Consider the following 19,953-nt stretch of genomic DNA (forward strand, 5'->3'; position numbering starts at 1 on the left):
GTAAAGCCAATCGCGGGCAAGCCTTGCTCCCACAGACTGTGTTTTAAACCGGCTTGGCCCCCATCAACCCCGCAATGGCGACAAAGCAGACAACACTGAACAGCGCCAAGGCAAAGGTAAACTTCCCGCTACCTCCCGGTGCCTTGCGCAATTTGTTCAGTCGCACCACCAGCCAGAACCCCGCCAGCGCCGCCAAGGTGTAGAGCACGCTGGAAGCCAGCAACCAGGTCTGCCCCAGCGGCCAGCCAACCTGATGCACCATCCACCAGCCCGTGAAGGGCAGGCTCGCAAGAGCCAGGATCATCACCAGCCAGATGAACAGCCGCGGACGTTGCAGCGTGCGCGCCGCCGCCGTGGCATCGCCATTGCGGCGCGTGCGCCAGACCCAGACGGCCAGCCCCAGGGCGCCTGCCAGCAGCAGTACGGTGGCGACGACGTGTGCGATCTTCAGCGCAGTCAATGTTTCCATTGTTGGATTTTCCTTAAGTCTTGCTCACAGCCTAGCCCGGCTTTATCAACCCAGGAACAGTTGATAGGCCGGGTTATCGCTTTCATCCCAGTACGGGTAGCCGATTTCTTCCAGGGCGGCCGGCACCAGGTGACGCTCATCGTGCGGCACCTGTAGCCCGGCGACCACACGGCCATCGGCCGCGCCATGGTTGCGGTAGTGGAACATCGAGATATTCCAGCGCCCACCCAGCTTGTTGAGGAAGTTGAACAGCGCCCCCGGGCGTTCCGGGAACTCGAAGCGCAGCACCACTTCGTCGATGACATGGGCTGCATGCCCGCCGACCATGTGGCGAATGTGCAACTTGGCCAGTTCGTTGTCGGTCAGGTCCAGCACCGGGAAGCCTTGTTCGGTCAGGCTGGCGATCAGTGCGCTGCGCGGGTCGTTTTCCGGGTGGGTCTGCACGCCGACGAAGATGTGCGCTTCGCTGCCGGTGTTGTAGCGATAGTTGAATTCGGTGATCTGGCGCTTGCCGACGGCTTCGCAGAACGCCTTGAAGCTGCCCGGCTTCTCGGGGATGGTCACGGCGATGATCGCTTCGCGGCCCTCGCCCAGTTCGGCGCGTTCGGCAACGTGGCGCAAGCGGTCGAAGTTGACGTTGGCACCGGAGTCGATGGCCACCAGGGTCTGGCCGCTGATGCTCCGTGACTCGACGTACTTCTTGATTCCGGCCACGCCCAGGGCGCCAGCAGGTTCGGTGATCGAGCGGGTATCGTCGTAGATGTCCTTGATCGCGGCGCAGATCTCGTCGGTGCTGACGGTGATCACTTCGTCCACGTAATGCTTGCAGATATCAAAGGTGTGCTGGCCGATCTGCGCCACGGCGACGCCGTCGGCGAACAGCCCCACGGTCGGCAACACCACGCGTTCGCCAGCGGCCATGGCCGCTTGCAGGCAATTGGAATCGTCCGGCTCGACGCCGATGATCTTGATGTCCGGGCGCAGGTATTTCACGTAGGCCGCGATCCCGGCAATCAGCCCGCCACCGCCCACCGGGACGAAGATCGCATCCAGGCGCCCCGGGTGCTGGCGCAGGATTTCCATCGCCACGGTGCCCTGCCCGGCAATGGTGTGGGGATCGTCATACGGGTGGATGTAGACGTAGCCTTTTTCGTCGACCAGTTTCAGCGAATAGGCCAGGGCTTCGGGGAATGAGTCACCGTGCAGCACCACTTTGCCACCGCGCGAACGCACGCCTTCGACCTTGATTTCCGGGGTGGTCTTGGGCATCACGATGGTGGCCTTGACGCCCAGCACCTTGGCCGCCAGGGCCAGGCCCTGGGCGTGGTTGCCCGCCGAAGCCGTGACCACGCCGCGTGCGCGCTCTTCGTCGCTGAGCTGGGTCAGCTTGTTGTAGGCCCCGCGAATCTTGAACGAGAACACCGGCTGCAAGTCTTCGCGCTTGAGCAAGATGCTGTTGCCCAGCCGCTCGGAGAGCTGGCGAGCGGTCTGCAGCGGGGTTTCTACGGCAACGTCGTAAACGCGCGAGGTGAGGATCTTTTTGACGTACTGTTCAAGCATCGGAAAGCATCACTGAGCGGGTTGGGCAGGGCCAAGGAGTCTAACCCGGCTTTTAGCTGGGCGACCACACGAATCCCAAGGTTTTGTTGGGTTATACTCGCGCCCCTCTTTACTTCCTGCCCGCTTTCGGAGCTCGCATGACCCAGGATCAACTCAAACAGGCCGTGGCCCAGGCCGCCGTCGACCTCATCCTCCCGAAGCTGGATGACAAGAGCGTCGTCGGGGTTGGCACCGGCTCCACGGCCAATTGCTTCATCGACGCGCTGGCGCAACACAAGGGCGCGTTCGACGGCGCGGTCGCCAGCTCCGAAGCAACCGCCGCGCGCCTCAAGGGCCACGGGATCCCGGTGTACGAGCTCAACACCGTGAGCGACCTGGAGTTCTACATTGACGGTGCCGACGAAAGCGACGCGCACCTGAACCTGATCAAGGGCGGCGGCGCGGCCCTGACTCGCGAGAAGATCGTTGCGGCCGTGGCCAAGACCTTCATCTGCATCGCCGATGCCAGCAAGCTGGTGCCGGTGCTTGGCGCGTTCCCGCTGCCGGTTGAAGTCATTCCCATGGCCCGCAGCCATGTGGCCCGCCAATTGGTGAAGCTGGGCGGCGACCCGGTGTATCGCGAAGGCGTGTTGACCGATAACGGCAACATCATCCTGGACGTGCACAACCTGCAGATCACCAACCCGGTGGAGCTGGAAAGCCAGATCAACGCCATCGTTGGCGTGGTCACCAACGGTTTGTTCGCTGCGCGTCCTGCGGATGTGCTGCTGCTGGGGACCCCTGAAGGGGTGAAGACCCTGCGGGCTGAATAAGTCGGCGAAATAACCTGAAGTATTCCCCTGTGGGAGCGAGCCTGCTCGCGATAGCGGTGTGTCAGCCAACATTGATGTGGCGGATAAGCCGCTATCGCGAGCAGGCTCGCTCCCACATTGGGTTCTGTTGTGGATCGAAATAATTGCATCAAGGCTGCGGCTTCTTGAACACGTAGAACAGGTTCGGCTCGCTCACCAGATACAGGTTGCCATCGTCGTCCATGGCGAGGCCTTCGGCCTGGGGCACGTTTTTTTGCAGGCCCTGCCGGCCTTTGCTCAACGACAGCGTGCTCAACGGCCGGCCGTCGATATCCAATTCGATAATCAACCGCGACTCATCGGACAGCGCCAGCAAATGGCCGCTGCGCTCGTCGTATTGCAGGCTTGAAAGGTCGCGCACGAACAGCCCGGCATCGCGCTTGGGGTTGTTGATCACATGGACCGCGTAGGACTTTTCTGGATTGTGGTGGGGAAACCCATGCACTTCATAAATCAGCATCGGGTCGCGTTCCTTCGCCACGAACAGGCGTTTGCCCACCGAGTCGTAGGCCAGCCCTTCGAATCCCTTGTTGCCGCTCATGTGCACGCCGAGGGTCATTTGCTCGGCGTCGGCTGCGTCGAGGAATCGGGTGTCGGCCTCCAGGTGAATCTTGATCAGGCGATGCTGGCGCTCGTCAGTGATGACATAAGTGTCTTCGCTGATGAATTCCACCGCCTCCGGATCGCCAAAGCCGATCAGGGCGATACGCCGCAAGATCTTGCCGTCCAGCGATAACTCGATCATTTCGGCATTTTTATTGGTGACGGTGAACAGGCTCTTGCGGATCGGATCGAACGTCAGCGCTGAAACATCATCGTCCAGGCCCTCGATCACCTGCGCTTCGAGCGTGACCCGGTATTGGTCCAAGGCGATGGTTTTTTCGCTGATGGGTTGCCAATAGGTGTTGAGGTTGAACCAGGCGCGTTCGAACAGGCGCAGGTGCTGGCCGGCTGCGATCAGGAAAATCAGCACCAGCGTCAGCAGTATCAACGGTTTGGGGCGGGCGAGTCGACGCATGTAGGGGGCTCGGATGAGAACAGGTGAGTGGAAATACCACGGCTGCCTGAACTGAAACTTAATGGCTGTGTGCCACACCCTACAACGAAGGAAGACTTATCCTGCAGAGTTAGTGCTGTCAGCGCTGTTTTTCGAAACGATAGAACAGGTTCGGTTCGCTGACCATGTACAGGTTGCCGGCCTCATCGACGGTGACGCCTTCGGCACGCGGGATCGTATTTTTCAAGCCGTTGAAACCGCCCAGCAAGGTCATGAAGCTGACCTGCTCGCCTTTTTCGTCCAGTTCCAGCAGCAGATGGGAGTCGGCCGAAAGCACCAGCATGTGACCGGTTCGCGGGTCGATCGCCAATGCCGAGAGGTTGCGCAGGTCCAGTTCATTGCTAACATGGATCTGCTTGTCGCCCTTGAGCAGCTGGCTGCCATCGCTTTTCCAGGTAAACAGCGCCGGCGGGCGTTCCTCTCCGAGCGCCAGTTGCTGGTTGCGTGGATCCCAGGTGACTCCTTCGAACCCTTTGTTCTGGTTTTCTGATGCACCCAGGTCGTAGTGAGGGAAGTCAGTGCTGTTGAGCTCGCGTGTGTTGGCGTCCACCTGGACGATCGAGAGGGTGTGACGGCGTTCGTCGGTAATCGCTAACAGGCCATTGGGCATATAGGCCACGCCCTCGGGATTGCTCCAACCCACCAAAGGTATCTTGCGCAGCACATCGCCTTGAAGGCTCAGTTCCACCAGGGACGGGTGCTTGCCCATGACGGCGAACAGGGTCTTGGTCTGGGGGTTGTAGGCCACATCGGACGCCTCGTCCTCCTCCATGCCTGGTAGCGGCTTGGCGTCGATCACGGCGTGGTAGTCCGGCAGCCAGACACTCACCTGGCGTTGAGTCGGGCTCTGGAGGTGTTCCGATAGCCAAAGCAGGCCGCGGTCGTCCCAGTGCATCGCGAACGCCAGGCCGTAGGCAGCGGCCACTGCCAGCAGCGACCAGGCATACCTGAGCCTAGGGCGACGGGCAGGTTTGGCGGCTGGCAGTGCTTGGGTTGTGGCCATCGGGGAATGCGTTCCAGAAAATTCGGCGAGGGGAATGGCTAGCTCAGACGCCACATTCCCTGGAATTATCCGGATGGCATGTGAAAAAAACGGTAAATGATCGGATATGCGCCCTGTATACCCTGTGGGAGCGGGCTTGCTCGCGAATGCGGAGTGTCAGTCGACATATATCTTTCTGATACACCGCATTCGCGAGCAAGCCCGCTCCCACATTTGATCTGTTGTGGTCACAAAACCGAGTTAACGAACGCTGCTTTCGAAGCGGCTTGCCCCCGGCAGCTCCAGTACCAGTTCATCGCCTGCATTCAGCGGCCCGACGCCTGCCGGGGTGCCGGTGAGGATCACGTCGCCGGCCTGCAGCGAGAAGCAGCCGGCCATGTACTGGATCATCGGCACGATGGGGTTGAGCATCAGGCTGCTGTTGCCGTCCTGGCGCACTTCACCGTTGATGGTCAGGCGAACGGGGATGTCGGTCAGGTCGGCAAAGGTGCCGCTCGACACGAACGGTGCGAGCACCGCCGCGCCGTCGAAGGACTTGGCCACTTCCCACGGCAGGCCCTTGGCCTTGAGCTCGGCCTGCTTGTCCCGCAGGGTCAGGTCCAGGGCCGGGGCGAAGCCGGAGATCGCGTCCAGTACTTCTTCAACGCTGGGCTTGGTGGACAGCGGCTTGCCGATCAGCACGGCGATTTCCGCCTCGTAGTGCACCGAGCCACGGTCGGCCGGAATGCTGAAACCGCCTTCCAGCGGCACCACGCAACTGCCCGGCTTGATGAACAGCAAGGGTTCGGTGGGCACCGGGTTATCCAGTTCCTTTGCATGTTCGGCGTAGTTGCGGCCAATGCACACCACTTTTCCGACCGGGAAATGAATACGTGTACCGTCGACATACTGGTGCTGATAGCTCATTTACCGACTCCTGCTTCTGGGATTCATCAGGTGTTTTTAGGCGTCAAACCGCGAAAATTTTGCCCGGGTTCATGATGCCGTTCGGGTCGAATACCGCCTTCACGGCTTTCATGTACTCGATTTCCACAGGTGAACGACTATAGGTCAGGTAGTCGCGCTTGGTCATGCCCACGCCATGTTCGGCGGAAATCGAGCCGTTGTACTTCTCGACGGTTTCAAAGACCCATTTGTTCACGGTCGCGCATTTGGCGAAGAACTCATCCTTGCTCAGGTTTTCCGGCTTGAGGATGTTCAGGTGCAGGTTGCCGTCGCCGATGTGGCCGAACCAGACGATTTCGAAGTCCGGGTAGTGTTCGCCGACGATCGCGTCGATTTCCCGCAAGAAACCCGGAACCTTGGAGACGGTCACCGAGATGTCGTTCTTGTACGGTGTCCAGTGGGAGATGGTCTCGGAGATGTACTCGCGCAGCTTCCACAGGTTCTGCAGTTGGGTTTCGCTCTGGCTCATCACGCCGTCCAGCACCCAGCCTTGTTCCACGCAATGCTCGAAGGTCTCCAGGGCGTGGTTGGCGACTTCTTCGGTGGTGGCTTCGAATTCCAGCAGGGCATAGAACGGGCATTCGGTTTCGAACGGTGCTGGCACATCGCCGCGAGCGAGGATCTTGGCCAGGGCCTTGTCGGAGAAAAATTCGAAGGCGGTCAGGTCCAGCTTGCCCTGGAAGGCGTGCAGCACCGGCATGATCGAATCGAAGTCCGGTGTGCCGAGCACCATGGCGGTGAGGTTTTTCGGTGCACGGTCCAGGCGCATGGTGGCCTCGACCACGAAGCCCAGGGTGCCCTCGGCGCCGATGAACAGTTGCCGCAAGTCGTAGCCGGTGGCGTTCTTGATCAGGTCTTTGTTCAGCTCCAGCAGGTCACCCTTGCCGGTGACAACCTTCATGCCCGCCACCCAGTTGCGGGTCATGCCGTAGCGAATGACCTTGATCCCGCCGGCATTGGTGCCGATATTGCCGCCAATCTGGCTGGAACCGGCCGAAGCGAAGTCTACCGGATAGTACAGGCCATGTTCTTCGGCCTTGTTCTGCAGTTGTTTGGTGACCACGCCAGGCTGGCAGACCGCGGTGCGGTCGGTGAGGTTCACGTCGAGCACCTGGTTCATGTAGTCGAACGACACGACCACTTCGCCGTTGGCGGCCACGGCTGCGGCGGAAAGCCCGGTACGTCCGCCCGATGGCACCAGCGCGACCTTGTGTTCGTTGGCCCAGCGCACGATGGCCTGGACCTGTTCGGTGGTCTTGGGAAAGACGATGGCCGAAGGCGCAGGGGCAAAATGCTTGGTCCAATCCTTGCCGTAAGCGTTCAGGGAGTCGGCATCGGTCAAGACCTTGCCAGGCTCAACCAGGGTCTTCAGCTCATCTATCACGGCAGGATTGGTCATCGACAGAACTCTCGAACAATTCATGGTCATCCTGAGAACGCTTCACGTCGCAGGAATGAGTGTTTAGCGGGGTGCATATGCTAGCATACCGACCCCGCAGCGTAGTGCCCAACGGCTGTTCTGCGGCGACGGCTGTTACGCCGGTCGGGCCAGCATGCGCTGTCCGATTCCCTGCCATTTTTCTCCGGGACACAGGTTTACGCAGATGAGCAAGACTTCTCTCGATAAGAGCAAGATCAAGTTCCTTCTTCTCGAAGGCGTCCACCAATCGGCTGTCGACGTCCTCAAGTCGGCGGGCTACACCAGCATCGAGTACATCACCAGTTCTCTGCCGGAAGCCCAGCTCAAGGAAAAGATCGCCGATGCTCACTTCATCGGCATTCGCTCCCGTACTCAATTGACCGAAGAGATCTTCGACCACGCCAAGAAACTGGTGGCGGTCGGCTGCTTCTGCATCGGCACCAACCAGGTTGATCTCAACGCGGCGCGCGAGCGCGGTATCGCGGTGTTCAACGCGCCGTACTCCAACACTCGTTCCGTTGCCGAACTGGTGCTGGCCGAAGCGATCCTGCTGCTGCGCGGCATCCCTGAGAAGAACGCTTCCTGCCACCGTGGCGGCTGGATCAAGAGTGCGGCCAACTCCTTCGAAATCCGTGGCAAGAAGCTGGGTATCGTCGGCTACGGCTCGATCGGCACCCAATTGTCGGTACTGGCTGAAGGCCTTGGCATGCAGGTGTTCTTCTACGACACCGTGACCAAGCTGCCTCTGGGCAACGCCACCCAGGTCAACAACCTGCACGAGTTGCTGGGCATGTCCGACATCGTGACCCTGCACGTGCCGGAAACCGCTGCCACCCAGTGGATGATTGGCGAGAAGGAAATCCGCGCCATCAAGAAGGGCGGGATCCTGATCAACGCCGCGCGCGGCACCGTGGTCAAGCTCGACGCCCTGGCCGACGCGATCAAGGACAAGCACCTGATCGGCGCCGCCATCGACGTGTTCCCGGTGGAGCCACGCTCCAACGACGACATCTTCGAAAGCCCGCTACGTGGCCTGGACAATGTGATCCTGACCCCGCACATCGGCGGTTCCACCGCTGAAGCCCAGGCCAACATCGGTCTGGAAGTGGCGGAAAAACTGGTCAAGTACAGCGACAACGGTACGTCGGTATCGTCCGTGAACTTCCCGGAAGTGGCCCTGCCGGCACACCCTGGCAAGCACCGCTTGCTGCACATCCACGAAAACATCCCGGGTGTGATGAGCGAGATCAACAAGGTCTTCGCCGAAAACGGCATCAACATTTCCGGTCAGTTCCTGCAGACCAACGAGAAAGTCGGCTACGTCGTGATCGACGTCGACGCCGAATACTCGGACCTGGCGCAAGAGAAGCTGCAGCACATCAACGGCACCATTCGTTGCCGCGTGTTGTTCTAAGCAGGCCTGGCTTGCAATAAAAAACGGGAGCCTCGCAAGGGGCTCCCGTTTTTTATTGACTGACACAACCTGAAACCTTGTGGGAGCAAGCTTTGCTCCCACAGGTGGTTGTGTTGTGTCAGTCGGTATTACTTCACATCCACCGTGATTTTTTCGGACACGATCGACGGATCGAACGGCATGTGGCCGCTGTCACCCAGGATCAATTGCAAGGTGTGCTTGCCCGGGGCCAGTTTGATGTCGGCCTGGGTTTGTGCCTTGCCGAAGTGCATGTGGTTGGCGTCGTTTGGAATCGGCGCGCCGGCGGCGGGCAGTTTGTCGACATCGATCAGCAAATGGTGATGGCCAGTATTTTTGGTCACGTCGCCGGCCGGGGCCAGGGCGATATCCTTGACGCCGAACTTGACTGTGAATTCCTGGGCGACGGTGGCGCCGTCTGCCGGGGAAACGATGAACACTTCTGCACCTTTGGGCGCCGGGGTCGCGGCGGTTGCCAGCATCGAGGCGCCCAATAACAGGCCGGCCAACGTGGCACGAGACATAAAGCTTTTCATTTTTTTCTCCAGTTTTTCCATGAAATCCGCCTGGCCATGACAACTTCATGACCAATCGTTGTCGAAGCCTGCAACAACCATAGCAAAGCGAGCCTGAAACGAGCGTCGCTTGTATAAATACAAAGGAGTGACCATGCGCTTTCTGCCTGGCCTGATTTGCCTGCTACCCCTTTTGAGTCCCCTGGCTCATGCCGAACTGATCGATGACATCAATGACCGTGGTGAACTGCGCATTGCCCTCGAGGCCAACACCGCGCCCTTCAACTTCAAGGAAGACGGCAAACTCACTGGTTTCGAAGTGGAGCTGGGCGAAATGCTTGCCGGTGAGCTCGATGTACGCCCCGACTTCGTGGTCACGGATGCCGGGGATCTGCTGACCGGCGTGGAGAGCGGCAAGTACGACGTTGCCATCAACCACATAGCAATGACCCCGGAACTGGCGGAACGTTTCGACCTCAGTGCGGCTTACAGCCAACCGGATGCACAACTGCTGGCGAGCAAGGATGAGACGCCACGTCCGTTGGTCATGGCGCAGTCGTTCCAGCCAGAAAAAAAGAGCGAGCCGGCGCCGAGCCTGGTGATTCCGTTCCAGAAGGGCAACCCGGCGTTCAAGGCCAGCCTGGACAATGCCCTGACGCGCATCAAGGATGACGGACGGTTGGAGCAGTTGTCGCAGAAGTGGTTGGGTCGGTAGGAGCTGACGAGTGTAACGAGGCTGCGATCTTTCCAAGAACGCTTGAATCTCAAGCGAAAGATCAAAAGATCGCAGGCTTCGCCAGCTCCTACGAGGGATTGGTCTTCAAACCTTACGCCAGACACTCGCCAACCAAGGCTGTTGTTCCCGCGGCAGCCCAGCCGGTCGGTAGTAATGTTCCAGTTCCACGAAGCCTGCGTGGCCAAGCAGCGTGCGCCACGCCGCGAGGTCGTGGTAAGCGCCGAAGCGCTGGCCGTTCCAGCCCTCCTGGTTTTCGCCCCGTGGGTTTGAGCTGAACAGCACGCCGCCGGGCTTGAGGGTGGCGTGCAGTTGCTTGAGCACCCGAGGCAGTTCCTGGACGGGCACATGAAACAGCACCGCGTTGGCGAAAATCCCGTCAAAACGCTCGGCCGGCAGGTCGAGTTCCAGGAAGTCCTGTTGCCACACCTCGCAGCCGCTGTCCTGGCGCGCCATCCGGGCAAACGCTTCTGAACCGTCGAGGCCGACCGCCACATGGCCCATGGCCGTGAATGTGCGCAAGTCGCGCCCCGGGCCGCAGCCCAAATCCAGGATGTGCAGCGGCGCCTGGCCCTGGATATGGCGCAGCAAGGCGTCGATGTTCTGGCTGACATCGTGATCGCGGGTGCCTTCGCGAAAGCTTTCTGCCACGGTGTTGTAATGGCCCAGGGTCGTGGCGGTGATGGCGTGCAGGTCTTCGGTGGTGTGTTTCATGATTGGGGGCTTGAGTGGGGAGCGTCAGGGGACTATACCGCAAGATCATTGGTCTACCTGTGGGAGCAAAGCTTGCTCGCGATTGCGGTCGTCCAGCTGGCATCCATGTTGGATGGAATACTGCTATCGCGAGCAAGCTTTGCTCCCACAGATCAACTTCTCCCACAGATCAACTTCTCCCACAGATCAACTTCTCCCACAGATCAACTTCTCCCACAGATCAACTTCTCCCACAGGTCAGCGCTTATTCAAGCCGCGTGACAAGCGGTCGCCGCCCAACTGGATCACTGCCACCAACGCCACCAGCAACACGATCACCGTGAGCATGATCTGGCTGTCGAATCGCTGGTAGCCGTACCGGTAGGCGATGTCGCCCAGACCGCCGGCGCCGATCGCGCCGGCCATGGCCGAAGAGTTGATCATGGTCACCAAGGTGATGGTAAAACCGCCGACGATGCCTGGCAGGGCTTCGGGCAGCAGCACATGCCAGACAATGTGCCAGCGCCGGCAACCCATGGCCTGGGCCGCTTCGATCAGGCCATGGTCGACCTCCCGCAGGCTGACTTCGGCGATGCGGGCAAAGAACGGCGTGGCGGCGATGGTCAGCGGTACTACTGCGGCCCACACGCCATAGGTGGTGCCGACGATCAGCCGGGTGAACGGGATCAACGCCACCATCAGAATCAGGAACGGTATCGAGCGGAACAGGTTCACGAAGGCGCCCAGGGCCCGGTTCAAGACCGGCGCTTCATAGATCCCGCCCTTGCCGCTGGTCACCAGGATCACCGCCAGCGGGATGCCCGCCAACAGCGCGATCAGCGACGACACGCCGACCATCAGGAACGTGTCGATGAAGCCCTGCAACAACCGATCAAACCACATAACCCAGCACCTCCACACTTTGCGCCCAATTGCCCGCCCGTTGTCGCAGTTCCTCGGCGCCCCACGACGAACCGCTCACGGCCAGCAGCAATTGCCCCAGCCCGTGGCCCTGAATTCGCTCGATGCCGCCGTGCAGCAGCCGCACCCGTCCACCGAGGGCGCTGAACAAGGCGGCGAGATCCGGTTCCTCACGATCGATGCCGGTGAATTGCAGGCGTAGCACAGTGGCGGCATCCGCCGATGCCGGCTGCACCTGCAAGCGGTTTTGCAGTTCTTCCGGTATCGCATGTTGCAACGGTGCCAACAGCGTTCGACTGACCTCGTGTTGCGGGTTGCCAAACACTTCCCAGACCGGCCCCTGTTCGACGATCCGCCCCTGTTCGAGCACCACCACCCGGTCGCAGACTTCGCGAATCACCGCCATTTCATGGGTGATCAACACGATGGTCAGGCCCAGCCGCTGGTTGATCTCGCGCAGCAGGCCGAGGATCGATTGAGTGGTCTCCGGGTCCAGGGCCGAGGTGGCCTCGTCGCACAGCAGGATCTGTGGGTCATGCACCAGTGCCCGGGCAATCCCGACCCGCTGCTTCTGCCCGCCTGAGAGTTGCGCCGGGTAGGCCTGGTGCTTGCCTTGCAGGCCCACCAGTTCCAGCAGCTCGCGGACTTTGCGCTGGCGCTGTTCCTTGGGCACGCCGGCGACTTTCAGTGGCAGCTCAACGTTCTGCCACACGGTCTTGGCCGACATCAGGTTGAAGTGCTGGAAGATCATGCCGATGCGCCGACGCAGTTCCACCAGACGGTCATCATCGAACTCGCCGATGTCTATCTGATCGATCAACACCCGGCCACTGGTGGGTTGTTCGAGGCGGTTGATGGTGCGGATCAGCGACGACTTGCCGGCGCCGCTGCGGCCGATGATGCCGAACACCTCGCTGCGCTGGATCGCCAGGTCGATGCCTTGCAGCGCGGCCACCGGACCCTGGGCGCCGTTGTAGGTCTTGCCCAGGCCGATGAAGCGCACATGGGCACGGTTGAGCTCCGGATGCAGTTCGGTGTGTTCGGCGCTTCGGGGCGTGGGGGCTTCTTGTCGAAGTCGAGCGTTGACGGCGTTCATGTCAGCTTTCCCAGCCGGCTTGGTAGAGCTTGCCGTGGGCCTTGTCCAGGGCGGCGCGCACGGCGGGTGAATGTTGGTAGATGTCGACGAACTTGATCAGCCGTGGATCGTTCTTGCTCTTGGGCTGGATCACGAACTGAATCACGTATTCCTTGTGATCGAGGCCGTCGAACAGCAAGGCAGAGCTGGCATCGAAGGTCTTGGCCAGGCGGATGTAGGCGGGATAACCCTGCACCAGGTCGGCGTCTTCATAAGCACGCACCAACTGCACGGCTTCGACCTGCAGGATCTTGAGCTGCTTCGGGTTGGCGACGATGTCGTCTTCGGTGGCCTTGTAGCCGACGCCCGGCTTGAGACTGATCAGCCCGGCCTTGGCCAACAGTTGCAGGCCGCGACCGCTGTTGATCGGGTCGTTGGCAATGGCGACGCTGGCGCCTTCTGGCAGTTCGTCGAAGCTTTTGTATTTTTTCGAATAGAGGCCGACGTTGTTGATGATCCCCGGCGCAAAGGGCACCAGATCGAACCCGGCGGCGGCCTTGGCATTTTCCAGGAACGGGATGTGCTGGAAGTAATTCACGTCGATGTCACCGGAGGCCAGGCTGACGTTGGGCGCGATCCAGTCGCTGAACTCCACCAGCTCGACCTTCAGGCCTTGCTTGCTGGCCTCTTCCACAGCGGCCTCCAGAGGAATGGCGAACGCGGCGGTGGTGCCGATTTTCAACGGCGCATCGGCGGCAAACAGCGCCGAGCTGAACAGGCCGAGGGCCAGGGCCAATGCTTTGACTGGCAGGGTGAGGAAGTGTTTGGTCATGTCAGTTATTCCAGTCATTTAGGGGGAGGTGCATATTTTTTGGCGAACAGAGCTATGTGGGAGCAAGGCTTGCCCGCGATGAAATTGATGCGGTCTCCAGAAAACGAGGTGTCTGCATCGCAAGCAAGCTTTGCTCCCACAGTGCCTTGTTCCCACAGGGTCAGTGTCGGTAGCCCCAGGGTCAGTGCCGGTGGGTTGAACCGGTGTGTTGTCCAGGCAAATGGGCCTCTGCGTGAAACAGTTTTTCGCGCAGGGTGCCGTTGTCGTATTCGGTCTTGTACGAGCCGCGTCGCTGCAACTCGGGGATCACCAGGTCGATGAAGTCCACATAGCTTTGCGGCGTGACGATGCGGGTCAGGTTGAAGCCATCGAGGCCGGTTTCGGCGATCCAGGACTCCAGCTCGTCGGCCACTTGCTCGGGTGAGCCCACGACTGTGATGTAGCGACCACCGAGGGCGTGTTGCTCAAGCAATTTGCGCCGGGTCCAGTCGTTGTTCTGCAAGGTCTTGGTGGCGGACTGGATGGCGTTGCTCTTGACGTACTGGATCGGTTCGTCCAGTTCGTACTGGGAAAAATCGATCCCCGTCGACGCGGAAAAATGCGCCACCCCGGCCTCGGCGCTGGCGTAGCCCAGGTACTCGGCATGCTTGGCCCAGGCGGCCGCTTCGGTCTCGCCGACGATCACGTTCAGGCCCATGAACACCTTGATGTCCTCGGGGTTGCGCCCGGCCTCTACGGCGCTGGCGCGGACCTTGTCCACCTGGGCCTTGGTCGCCGGTTTGTTCTGGCCGCTGATGAACACGCACTCGGCATGCCGCCCGGCGAACAGCAGGCCGCGCTCGGAACTGCCGGCCTGGAACAGCACTGGCGTGCGCTGGGGTGAGGGTTCGCACAGGTGATAACCCTCGACCTGGTAGAACTCGCCCTGGTGCCGGACCTTGTGCACTTTCTCTGGCCGGGCATAGATCCGCTGCTCGCGGTCGTTGAGCACCGCGTCGTTTTCCCAACTGCCTTCCCACAGTTTGTAGAGCACTTGCAGGTATTCGTCGGCCTGGTCGTAGCGGCGGTCATGCTCGACCTGCGCCGTCAGGCCCATGGCCTTGGCGGCGCTGTCCAGGTAGCCGGTGACGATGTTCCAGCCGACCCGACCACGACTCAGGTGGTCGAGGGTGCTCATGCGTCGGGCGAACAGGTAGGGCGGTTCGTAGGTCAGGTTGGCGGTGAGGCCGAAGCCGAGGTTTTTCGTCACGGCGGCCATCGCGGACACCAGCAGCAACGGGTCGTTGACCGGCAGCTGGATCGACTCCTTGAGCGTGACGTCCACCGACTGTTGGTACACGTCGTAGACCCCGACGATGTCGGCGATGAACAGCCCGTCGAACAGTCCGCGTTCGAGCAGTTGCGCCAGGGCGGTCCAGTATTCGATCGTGTTGAACTGGGTCGACGTGTCCTGGGGGTGGGTCCACAGGCCGTGATTGATGTGCCCGATGCAGTTCATGTTGAACGCGTTGAGCAGGATCTTTTTCTTGCCGGCCGCCATCAGATAGTCCCTCGCAGCGGCGGTTTTTCATCGTTGAGGTAGAAGTTGCCCACCGCGTGGTATTTCCAGCGTACCGGGTCATGCAGGGTGTGTACCCGGGCGTTGCGCCAGTGGCGGTCTAGGCCATGTTCGGCCAGGGTCGCCTGGCTGCCGGCCAATTCGAACAGCGTGCTGCTGGCGGCCAGGGAAATTTCGGTGCTGATGGCACGGGCTTCGGCCACGGCAATCGAGGCGGCGGCGACTGTGTCGGCCCGGGTGTCGGCCTGGGCCCGGTCGAGAAACTCACCGGCACGTTCCAACAGGGCTTCGGCGGCGTGCAGGCGGATGCTCAGTTGGCCGAAACTCTTGAGGGTGTGCGGGTCTTCGGTGGCAACGTCGCTGGTGGCGTCGATCCAGGGACGGGTTTTATTGCGGACAAAATGCAGGGCGTCTTCATAGGCGGCGCGGGCGATGCCGGTGTCGATGGCAGCGTGAAGAATCTGCGCCAGCGGCCCTACCGGCGTCGGGCGTTCGAAGGCGCTCTGGAAGGGCACGATGTCGGCGGCGACGACATACACGTCTTCGAACACCACCGAACCACTGCCCGTGGTGCGCTGGCCGAAACCGCTCCAATCGTCGATCACCGTCAGGCCTTGGCTGTTGCGAGGGACGAACGCCAGTTGTTGCACACCGTTTTCGTCCACCACCGAGGTGGGGATGCGCTGGGCGTAGATCGCGCCCGTGGCGTAGAACTTGCGACCGTTGATGCGATAGCCCTCGCCGTCGCGGCGCAGTTGGGTGATGCGGTCATGGGCAGTCTTGGTGCCAAGTTCGGCCAGGGCGTTACCAAAGCGCTGGCCGGCAAGCACTTCGGCGTACAGGCGTTGTTTTTGCGCTTCAGTGCCGTTTATCCGCAGCACTTCCAGGGCGTAGAAATGATTTTGCGGAATCTGTCCCAGCGAGCCGTCGGCCTGAGAAATCAGCGCAATGACTTTGGCCAGGGTGACGTTGGAAACACCGGCGCCGCCATAGGCCTTGGGCACGCTGATACCCCACAGGCCCGAGCGGGAGAAGGCCTCCAGTTCCGGGTACGGCAAGCGGCGCTCGCGGTCGCGCAGGGCGCTGTCGCGCTTGAAGTCATCGGCCAGGTCGCTGGCCACGATCAGGGCTTGTTCATCGCTGGTGATCACCGCGACGTGTTGAGAAAACGTCATGTACTGCTCCAGAGGTCGGGTCGTCAGATCCAGGAATGGCGGGCCGGCAAGGTGCCGTTCAGGTGGTAGGCGCCTACCGCGTGATACTTCCAGCGCACCGGGTCGTGCAGGGTGTGGACCCGTGCGTTGCGCCAATGGCGATCGAGGTTGAATTCGGCGAGGGTGGCGCGACTGCCGGCCAGCTCGAAGAGTTTTTCGCTGGCTTGCAGGGCGATCTCGGTGGTGAGCACCTTGGCCTCGGCCACGGCAATCGAGGCGCGGGCGGACGATTGCGCCGTGATGGGGGCGGCACTGACCTGGTCCAGCACCTGTCCGGCCTTGCGCAGCAACGCTTCGGCGGCGTGCAGTTCGATTTTCAGTTTGCCAATGTCGGCGATCACGTAGAGGTCGTCACTGGCTCGGTCGACCTTGGCATCGATCCAGGGCCGGGCCCGTTCGCGAACGAAGGCGATGGCATCGTCGATGGCGCCACGGGCGATACCCGCATCGATGGCGGCCTGGATCAGTTGGGAAATCGCGCCTTGCACACCGGGCGTTTCGTTGATGCGCCAGTTATCCAGCACCAAGTCGGCATCCACCCGGACATTGTTCAGCAGCACGGTGCCGCTGGCGGTGGTGCGCTGGCCGAACCCCGACCAGTCGTCGACGATCCGCAGGCCCGGGGTGCCGCGCCGCACGAAGGCCAGCACCTGGCGGCCTTCGTCATTCAACGCCTTGACCGCGACCCAATGAGCAAACAGCGCGCCGGTGGAATAGAACTTCTGACCATTGATGACAAACCCGTCACCGTCAGCGGTGATCCGCGCCTTGAGCTCAAGGGTATTGCGAGTACCGCGTTCCGGCCCGGCGTTGCCGATGCGCCAGCCTTCGAGCACGCTCTGCAAGAGGATTTTTTTCTGCCGTTCGGTGCCGGTGCCGAGAATCAGTTGGAGCACGCCGAACTGGTTTTGCGGGATCTGCCCGAGGGCCGGGTCAGCGGCGGAAATGATCGCGAACACGTCGGCCAGGGTGACGAACGAAACCTGTGGGCCGCCGTATGCCCGGGGAATGGCGATGCTGCCCAGCCCGCTGCGGGTGAATTGCTCGATTTCTGCCCAGGGCAGCTTGCGTTGCTGATCACGACGGGCGGCCTGCTGACGGGCGACCTGCGCCAGTTCGTGGGCGGCTTTGATGACCTCGGCATCGTTGCGCAACACCTGTGCGGGCAACAACAGCGGTGCGATGTCCAGGTCGCTCTGGACTTTTGCTTGCGCCAGATCCGACATTACAGCCACTCCGTGGCTGCAGGCAGTGCCTGGGCGTATTGCACTGGGGTGATTGTGTTTCGTTCCATACCCACCTCACATCTCAAGAAACGCCGCGATGAATGCGGCGAGCGAAAATCAAGAATGTCCGGTGGTCCGGTGTATATACCCTAAGCGTGTATAAATTATTTTTGAACTAACTTTTAGGAATATAGATAGGTTGGTTTTAATTGAAGGCCGTACGCTCATCCAGGGCTAAGTAGCTTTTTGTGGCGAGGGAGCTTGCTCCCGCTATGTGGGAGCAAGGCTTGCCCGCGATGGACGCGATGCGGTCTTGCAGAATCGAGGCGCCTGTTTCGCGAGCAAGCTTTGCTCCCACAGTCCAAGCGGGAGCAAGCTCCCTCGCCACAAAAGCTTTTTCAGGGTGTTCACATTCGGCGGCGCGTTTCGGCGGCCATGAGCGGCTGTTTCGGTGCAGTGTTCAGGTACGGATTGGCGCAACCGATCTTCAACGTCCGTGGCGGTGCCCAGTGGGAGTTGTTGCCCACACGGTCGAGGATGCAGTAGGTCACTTCCAGGCGCAGGTCTTCTCCTGCCTCCAGGATGATCTGCGGCGGGACCCAGATATTGATCGGCTGGCCGACCTCGCTGGCGGTGACCGCTGGCAAGTCCATGCGCACATCACCCCAGCGCAGGGTCACGGCATCGCCGGCGGCCATGTTCAGGTAGGGTTCGATGGTCAGCGGTACGCCGCGCTTGATCTGGTTGGGGTTCACCCCTTGGCGTCGGATAGTGCCGGGAATGCGCACTGGCGCCAGGCCCTGGTTTTCATCGCCGCTCAAGGCCGACGGCTGCCCGCCGGGGCAATCGAGCTTCGCGTGTACCCGTTGCTTGGCGGATAGCGCCGGCCCACGCCCGACCTGCATCACCCGATAGTGGATGCGCGCGGTTCCATCGACGATGAAACTCTCCGGGACCCGCAGGGTGACGCTGTCTTGCACATCGGCCTGCGACAGCAAGCGCGAGCCGACGTAGCAGTTGTCCCAGAACAGTTCGATCAGATCACCTGCGTCCATGCCCGGGTAGGGCGCAATGGCAACCTCCAGATGAGCGGCGTTGGCGATATTGATGCCGGTGGGGTGGGCATTGGCCAGGGTGGGGGCGGCCAGTTCAGGACTCTTCGACTTACATGTCATGGTGTTCTCCTTGATGCTTGAAAACTAAGTCCGTTTCGGGAGGATCAACGGCGATGACTGATCGCGACATATTTTATGTGCAGCCATATAGGCTAGGCTGCGCCTAGTCACTGTGCAGAAAATAAATAATGTGCATCGCCTGTTGGGCACTAGATAAGGGCTCAATAGTTTCAGTGTCAATAGAGGCACTTGCTTAATAATTCATTGTGAAAGGCTTCAGAAACGTCCTACGCATGCATGTTAAGAATGCGCGGCGTCACAGGCCTTTTTCCTAAGCCAGCCGGTTTTTTAAAAGGCTCGAAAGAGCGTCTTGAGACTAAAGAGGAGGGGCGCTTGGGCCGCAGGGAAGTGTTACGAGAGGTATGTCCATGCGCACATAAAACGGTCGCGGATGTTGAGTGGGGCGCAAGTTTCAAGTTGTTTCGTTATAGCCAAGTTGATGGCAGTGTTGTGTTGAGTGTGTGGCAGCGGTCCCACTTCCATCCCTGGAAGTGATGACGCTCACCATAACTTACTGAGCGCCGTGTCCGGCCGAGAGGAACTTGCTGAGGAACTGTCGCGTGCGTTCTTCCTTGGGCGCTGCAAACAAGGCCTTGGCTTCGCCTTGTTCGACGATCACGCCTTTGTCGAAAAACACCACGCGGTTGGCCACGTCCCGGGCGAAACCCATTTCGTGGGTCACGATGACCATGGTGCGTTTTTCTTCGGCCAAGCCGCGAATGGTTGCCAGCACCTCGCCCACCAGTTCCGGATCGAGGGCCGAGGTCGGCTCGTCGAACAGGATCACCGCCGGTTCCATCGCCAACGCCCGGGCAATCGCCACGCGCTGTTGCTGGCCGCCGGAAAGGCGCCGTGGATAGGCGTCCTCCTTGCCGGCCAAGCCGACCTTGGCCAAGAGCTTGCGCCCCATGGCTTCGGCTTCGGCGCGGGGGATTTTCTTCACCACCTGCGGGCCTTCAGTGACATTTTCCAAGGCGGTGCGATGGGGAAACAGGTTGAAGTTCTGGAACACGAAGCCCACCTGCTGGCGCAAACGGCGCACCAGGCCCTGTTGCTGGTTCAGCGGGCGACTGCCATCGATTTCGATGTCGCCGACCTTGATCCGGCCACTGGTAGGCTCTTCGAGGAAGTTCAAGCAGCGCAGGAAGGTGGTCTTGCCCGAGCCGCTGGGACCGATGATCGCAACCACTTCGCCTTCTTCGATCTTCAAGTCGATGCCGTTGAGCACCACCTGACCCTTGAACTGCTTTGTCAGTTTTTCCACGACAATCATG

Annotated in this window: 19 protein-coding genes; 3 read left to right on the forward strand and 16 right to left on the reverse strand. The window is 60.7% G+C overall.

What is annotated here, in order from left to right; translation table 11 throughout:
• Window positions 1–43 precede the first annotated feature (43 nt).
• Both AD662_RS01260 and ilvA read right to left on the reverse strand, forming a co-directional pair.
• On the reverse strand, window positions 44–469 hold the full coding sequence (locus AD662_RS01260; protein ID WP_024619583.1) for a DUF2269 family protein: 426 nt from the start codon (window positions 467–469) through the stop codon (window positions 44–46).
• A gap of 45 nt (window positions 470–514) precedes the next feature.
• Window positions 515–2,029 carry a threonine ammonia-lyase, biosynthetic gene (gene ilvA / locus AD662_RS01265; RefSeq protein ID WP_018608861.1) on the reverse strand — a complete coding sequence of 505 codons (1,515 nt, stop codon included), beginning with the start codon at window positions 2,027–2,029 and terminating at the stop codon, window positions 515–517.
• A 137-nt stretch (window positions 2,030–2,166) separates the two neighbouring features.
• Here ilvA and rpiA point away from each other — a divergent pair, with 137 nt between their 5' ends.
• Window positions 2,167–2,841 (forward strand): ribose-5-phosphate isomerase RpiA, encoded by a 675-nt coding sequence (rpiA, locus tag AD662_RS01270; protein ID WP_014336005.1) that lies wholly within the window; start codon window positions 2,167–2,169, stop codon window positions 2,839–2,841.
• A 148-nt stretch (window positions 2,842–2,989) separates the two neighbouring features.
• Here the strand turns inward: rpiA and AD662_RS01275 are convergent, their stop codons facing one another.
• The 4 genes from AD662_RS01275 to AD662_RS01290 form a co-directional block, all read right to left on the reverse strand.
• Window positions 2,990–3,898: an SdiA-regulated domain-containing protein gene (locus AD662_RS01275; protein ID WP_053185034.1), complete on the reverse strand. Its 909-nt coding sequence runs from the start codon at window positions 3,896–3,898 to the stop codon at window positions 2,990–2,992.
• Between the two features lie 118 nt (window positions 3,899–4,016).
• Window positions 4,017–4,940, reverse strand: a complete 924-nt coding sequence (locus tag AD662_RS01280) for an SdiA-regulated domain-containing protein (RefSeq protein WP_053185036.1) — start codon at window positions 4,938–4,940, stop codon at window positions 4,017–4,019.
• A gap of 240 nt (window positions 4,941–5,180) precedes the next feature.
• Window positions 5,181–5,846, reverse strand: a complete 666-nt coding sequence (locus tag AD662_RS01285; protein WP_003196639.1) for a fumarylacetoacetate hydrolase family protein — start codon at window positions 5,844–5,846, stop codon at window positions 5,181–5,183.
• A 43-nt stretch (window positions 5,847–5,889) separates the two neighbouring features.
• On the reverse strand, window positions 5,890–7,284 hold the full coding sequence (locus AD662_RS01290; RefSeq protein WP_018608853.1) for an FAD-binding oxidoreductase: 1,395 nt from the start codon (window positions 7,282–7,284) through the stop codon (window positions 5,890–5,892).
• A gap of 205 nt (window positions 7,285–7,489) precedes the next feature.
• Here AD662_RS01290 and serA point away from each other — a divergent pair, with 205 nt between their 5' ends.
• Entirely contained in the window at window positions 7,490–8,719 is a 1,230-nt protein-coding gene (gene serA, locus AD662_RS01295) for a phosphoglycerate dehydrogenase (RefSeq protein WP_003186856.1), read from the forward strand.
• 128 nt (window positions 8,720–8,847) lie between these two features.
• On the opposite strand, the gene AD662_RS01300 is transcribed toward serA, so the two are convergent.
• Window positions 8,848–9,273, reverse strand: a complete 426-nt coding sequence (locus AD662_RS01300) for a DUF4399 domain-containing protein (RefSeq protein ID WP_024618984.1) — start codon at window positions 9,271–9,273, stop codon at window positions 8,848–8,850.
• 133 nt (window positions 9,274–9,406) lie between these two features.
• On the opposite strand from AD662_RS01300, the gene AD662_RS01305 reads away from it, so the two are divergent.
• Window positions 9,407–9,967, forward strand: coding sequence for a transporter substrate-binding domain-containing protein (locus AD662_RS01305; RefSeq protein WP_018608848.1), 561 nt, complete (start codon window positions 9,407–9,409; stop codon window positions 9,965–9,967).
• 105 nt (window positions 9,968–10,072) lie between these two features.
• Here AD662_RS01305 and AD662_RS01310 read toward each other — a convergent pair whose 3' ends face one another.
• The 9 genes from AD662_RS01310 to tcyN all read right to left on the reverse strand — a co-directional run bounded on the left by AD662_RS01310 (window position 10,073) and on the right by tcyN (window position 19,952).
• Window positions 10,073–10,699, reverse strand: a complete 627-nt coding sequence (locus tag AD662_RS01310; RefSeq protein ID WP_018608845.1) for a class I SAM-dependent methyltransferase — start codon at window positions 10,697–10,699, stop codon at window positions 10,073–10,075.
• A 237-nt stretch (window positions 10,700–10,936) separates the two neighbouring features.
• Window positions 10,937–11,581, reverse strand: a complete 645-nt coding sequence (locus tag AD662_RS01315) for a methionine ABC transporter permease (protein ID WP_018608843.1) — start codon at window positions 11,579–11,581, stop codon at window positions 10,937–10,939.
• A complete protein-coding gene (locus tag AD662_RS01320; protein ID WP_053185037.1) occupies window positions 11,571–12,695 on the reverse strand; it encodes a methionine ABC transporter ATP-binding protein in 1,125 nt (374 codons plus the stop codon). The genes AD662_RS01315 and AD662_RS01320 overlap by 11 nt, the downstream gene beginning before the upstream one ends.
• Before the next feature lies 1 nt (window position 12,696).
• A complete protein-coding gene (locus AD662_RS01325) occupies window positions 12,697–13,506 on the reverse strand; it encodes a MetQ/NlpA family ABC transporter substrate-binding protein (RefSeq protein WP_053185039.1) in 810 nt (269 codons plus the stop codon).
• A gap of 181 nt (window positions 13,507–13,687) precedes the next feature.
• The gene (locus AD662_RS01330; RefSeq protein ID WP_053185042.1) at window positions 13,688–15,046 is read right to left on the reverse strand and encodes an LLM class flavin-dependent oxidoreductase; all 1,359 of its coding nucleotides are present in this window, start codon (window positions 15,044–15,046) and stop codon (window positions 13,688–13,690) included.
• Window positions 15,046–16,239, reverse strand: a complete 1,194-nt coding sequence (locus AD662_RS01335; RefSeq protein WP_053185045.1) for an SfnB family sulfur acquisition oxidoreductase — start codon at window positions 16,237–16,239, stop codon at window positions 15,046–15,048. The genes AD662_RS01330 and AD662_RS01335 overlap by 1 nt, the downstream gene beginning before the upstream one ends.
• A 23-nt stretch (window positions 16,240–16,262) precedes the next feature.
• A complete protein-coding gene (locus tag AD662_RS01340; protein WP_053185048.1) occupies window positions 16,263–17,504 on the reverse strand; it encodes an SfnB family sulfur acquisition oxidoreductase in 1,242 nt (413 codons plus the stop codon).
• A 407-nt stretch (window positions 17,505–17,911) separates the two neighbouring features.
• Window positions 17,912–18,679, reverse strand: a complete 768-nt coding sequence (locus AD662_RS01345; RefSeq protein ID WP_053185051.1) for a hypothetical protein — start codon at window positions 18,677–18,679, stop codon at window positions 17,912–17,914.
• Window positions 18,680–19,190: 511 nt separating this feature from the next.
• A complete protein-coding gene (gene tcyN, locus AD662_RS01350; RefSeq protein ID WP_018608830.1) occupies window positions 19,191–19,952 on the reverse strand; it encodes an L-cystine ABC transporter ATP-binding protein TcyN in 762 nt (253 codons plus the stop codon).
• Between the last annotated feature and the right edge of the window lies 1 nt (window position 19,953).

The sequence above is a fragment of the Pseudomonas kilonensis genome, assembly GCF_001269885.1.
Taxonomy (GTDB): domain Bacteria; phylum Pseudomonadota; class Gammaproteobacteria; order Pseudomonadales; family Pseudomonadaceae; genus Aquipseudomonas; species Aquipseudomonas kilonensis.

Coding starts and splice junctions, on each gene's coding strand:
- AD662_RS01345 (WP_053185051.1), bottom strand. CDS start 18,679: ATGACATGTAAGTCGAAGAGTCCTGAACTGGCCGCCCCCACCCTGGCC.
- AD662_RS01310 (WP_018608845.1), bottom strand. CDS start 10,699: ATGAAACACACCACCGAAGACCTGCACGCCATCACCGCCACGACCCTG.
- AD662_RS01340 (WP_053185048.1), bottom strand. CDS start 17,504: ATGTCGGATCTGGCGCAAGCAAAAGTCCAGAGCGACCTGGACATCGCA.
- AD662_RS01290 (WP_018608853.1), bottom strand. CDS start 7,284: ATGACCAATCCTGCCGTGATAGATGAGCTGAAGACCCTGGTTGAGCCT.
- AD662_RS01280 (WP_053185036.1), bottom strand. CDS start 4,940: ATGGCCACAACCCAAGCACTGCCAGCCGCCAAACCTGCCCGTCGCCCT.
- rpiA (WP_014336005.1), top strand. CDS start 2,167: ATGACCCAGGATCAACTCAAACAGGCCGTGGCCCAGGCCGCCGTCGAC.
- AD662_RS01320 (WP_053185037.1), bottom strand. CDS start 12,695: ATGAACGCCGTCAACGCTCGACTTCGACAAGAAGCCCCCACGCCCCGA.
- AD662_RS01300 (WP_024618984.1), bottom strand. CDS start 9,273: ATGAAAAGCTTTATGTCTCGTGCCACGTTGGCCGGCCTGTTATTGGGC.
- AD662_RS01305 (WP_018608848.1), top strand. CDS start 9,407: ATGCGCTTTCTGCCTGGCCTGATTTGCCTGCTACCCCTTTTGAGTCCC.
- ilvA (WP_018608861.1), bottom strand. CDS start 2,029: ATGCTTGAACAGTACGTCAAAAAGATCCTCACCTCGCGCGTTTACGAC.
- AD662_RS01330 (WP_053185042.1), bottom strand. CDS start 15,046: ATGGCGGCCGGCAAGAAAAAGATCCTGCTCAACGCGTTCAACATGAAC.
- AD662_RS01275 (WP_053185034.1), bottom strand. CDS start 3,898: ATGCGTCGACTCGCCCGCCCCAAACCGTTGATACTGCTGACGCTGGTG.
- AD662_RS01285 (WP_003196639.1), bottom strand. CDS start 5,846: ATGAGCTATCAGCACCAGTATGTCGACGGTACACGTATTCATTTCCCG.
- serA (WP_003186856.1), top strand. CDS start 7,490: ATGAGCAAGACTTCTCTCGATAAGAGCAAGATCAAGTTCCTTCTTCTC.
- AD662_RS01325 (WP_053185039.1), bottom strand. CDS start 13,506: ATGACCAAACACTTCCTCACCCTGCCAGTCAAAGCATTGGCCCTGGCC.
- AD662_RS01260 (WP_024619583.1), bottom strand. CDS start 469: ATGGAAACATTGACTGCGCTGAAGATCGCACACGTCGTCGCCACCGTA.
- tcyN (WP_018608830.1), bottom strand. CDS start 19,952: ATGATTGTCGTGGAAAAACTGACAAAGCAGTTCAAGGGTCAGGTGGTG.
- AD662_RS01335 (WP_053185045.1), bottom strand. CDS start 16,239: ATGACGTTTTCTCAACACGTCGCGGTGATCACCAGCGATGAACAAGCC.
- AD662_RS01315 (WP_018608843.1), bottom strand. CDS start 11,581: ATGTGGTTTGATCGGTTGTTGCAGGGCTTCATCGACACGTTCCTGATG.